Raw genomic sequence first — 2790 nt, 5'->3', positions numbered from 1 at the left:
TAGGGATATCTCATCTTGAGGGGGGCTTCACGCTTAGATGCCTTCAGCGTTTATCCCGTCCCGGCTTGGCTACTCTGCCATGCATCTGGCGATGCAACAGATCCACCAGCGGCCAGTCCATCCCGGTCCTCTCGTACTAAGGACAGCTCCTCTCAAATATCCTACGCCCACGCCGGATAGGGACCGAACTGTCTCACGACGTTCTGAACCCAGCTCGCGTACCGCTTTAATGGGCGAACAGCCCAACCCTTGGGACCTACTTCAGCCCCAGGATGCGATGAGCCGACATCGAGGTGCCAAACCACTCCGTCGATGTGAACTCTTGGGAGTGATAAGCCTGTTATCCCCAGGGTAGCTTTTATCCGTTGAGCGATGGCAATCCCACTTTATACCACCGGATCACTAAGTCCTACTTTCGTACCTGCTCCACCCGTCGGTGTCGCAGTCAAGCTCCCTTCTGCCTTTGCACTCTTCGAATGGTTTCCGTCCATTCTGAGGGAACCTTTGAGCGCCTCCGATACCCTTTCGGAGGCGACCGCCCCAGTCAAACTCCCCACCTGACATTGTCCCCCGACCAGTTCATGGCCGCTGGTTAGAAACCCAATACTGCAAGGGTGGTATCCCAACATTGGCTCCAAGACAACTGGCGTCATCTCTTCCTAGCCTCCCACCTATCCTGTACATGCAATACCGAATCCCAGTATCAAGCTGGAGTAAAGCTCCATGGGGTCTTTCCGTCCTGGCGCAGGTAACCAGCATCTTCACTGGTACTTCAATTTCACCGGGTGCATTGTTGAGACAGTGCCCAAATCATTACGCCTTTCGTGCGGGTCGGAACTTACCCGACAAGGAATTTCGCTACCTTAGGACCGTTATAGTTACGGCCGCCGTTTACTGGGGCTTAAATTCAAGGCTTCGCTTGCGCTAACCTCTCCTCTTAACCTTCCAGCACCGGGCAGGCGTCAGCCCATATACTTCACCTTTCGGTTTTGCATAGACCTGTGTTTTTGCTAAACAGTTGCTTGGGCCAATTCTCTGCGGCCAACTCTCGTTGGCACTCCTTCTCCCGAAGTTACGGAGTCATTTTGCCGAGTTCCTTAACAATGCTTCTCCCGTCGGCCTTAGGATTCTCTCCTCATCCACCTGTGTCGGTTTACGGTACGGGCTTAAGTAAAACGATAGCGGCTTTTCTTGACGCATGGCTCACACGCTTCCCTACTCTTCATTCGGTCCGCATCACGTCTTCAGATTGTTACACGGATTTGCCTATGTAACTCCTACCTCGCTTACACCGGATTCTCCATTTCCGGCTCGTGCTCTCCACACGTGTCCCCACAGTTCTGTTTACTTAAGGTACAGGAATTTCAACCTGTTGTCCATCGACTACGTCTTTCGACCTCGCCTTAGGCCCCGACTTACCCAGAGCAGATCAGCTTTACTCTGGAAACCTTAGATATTCGGCCGGAAGGATTCTCACCTTCCTCTCGCTACTCATTCCGGCATTCTCTCTTCAATACAGTCCACAGCTCCTTATCGGTACTGCTTCTTCCCGTATTCAATGCTCCTCTACCAATCCTTTTCAGAATTCCTGAGCTTCGGCAGTGTGTTTCAGCCCCGGACATTTTCGGCGCAGGACCTCTCGACTAGTGAGCTATTACGCACTCTTTGAATGTATGGCTGCTTCTAAGCCAACATCCTAGTTGTCTTTGAAATCCCACATCCTTTTCCACTTAACACACATTTTGGGGCCTTAGCTGCAGGTCTGGGCTCTTTCCCTTTTGACTGCCCAACTTATCTCGTGCAGTCTGACTCCCATACACCATCTACACGGCATTCGGAGTTTGATATTCTTCGGTAAGCTTTGACGCCCCCTAGGAAATTCAGTGCTCTACCTCCGCAAGACTTGTATGAGGCTAGCCCTAAAGCTATTTCGAGGAGAACCAGCTATCTCCGGGTTCGATTGGAATTTCTCCCCTATCCACACCTCATCCCCACCCTTTTCAACGGATGTGGGTTCGGACCTCCATTGCCTTTTACGGCAACTTCATCCTGGACATGGATAGATCACCCGGTTTCGGGTCTGCTCCGACTGACTTCTCGCCCTATTAAGACTTGGTTTCCCTTCGGCTCCGGACCTTCAGTCCTTAACCTCGCCAGCCAGCGCAACTCGCCGGACCGTTCTACAAAAAGTACGCGGTTCCACCTGTATAGTGGTTCCACAGCTTGTAAACATATGGTTTCAGGTTCTGTTTCACTCCCCTCCCGGGGTCCTTTTCACCGTTCCTTCACAGTACTATGCGCTATCGGTCACTAAGGAGTATTTAGCCTTACGGGGTGGTCCCCGCGTATTCAGTCAAGGTTCCACGTGTCTCGACCTACTCTGGATCCCGCTGTGTCTCTCGTCTTTTCGCTTACGGGGCTTTCACCCTCTCTGGCTGGCTTTCCCAAAACCATTCTGCTAAGACTCATGAATCACTTCTGCGGTCCGAACCCCGGGATGCACGCATCCCGGTTTGGGCTCTTCCGTTTTCGCTCGCCGCTACTCACAGAATCACTTGTTGTTTTCTCTTCCTCCGGCTACTTAGATGTTTCAGTTCACCGGGTTCCCTTCCTTAACTTATGTATTGGGTTAAGGATAACTGAGGTTTGCTCAGTTGGGTTTCCCCATTCAGAAATCTCCGGATCGTAGGATATTTGCTCCTCCCCGAAGCTTTTCGCAGCTTATCACGTCTTTCATCGGCTCTTAGTGCCAAGGCATCCACCATACGCTCTTTCTAGCATGACCAACTA

The 2790-nt window shown here is 51.8% G+C and carries 1 rRNA gene; it reads right to left on the bottom strand.

Features of this window, described 5'->3' with window-relative positions:
• Positions 1-2785 (bottom strand): 23S ribosomal RNA (locus JQM82_RS14920); the annotation flags it as partial.
• Positions 2786-2790 lie beyond the last annotated feature (5 nt).

The sequence above is a fragment of the Faecalicatena contorta genome, assembly GCF_021531995.1.
Taxonomy (GTDB): domain Bacteria; phylum Bacillota; class Clostridia; order Lachnospirales; family Lachnospiraceae; genus Dorea_A; species Dorea_A contorta_A.
This window is presented reverse-complemented; position numbering and strand designations above follow the sequence as displayed.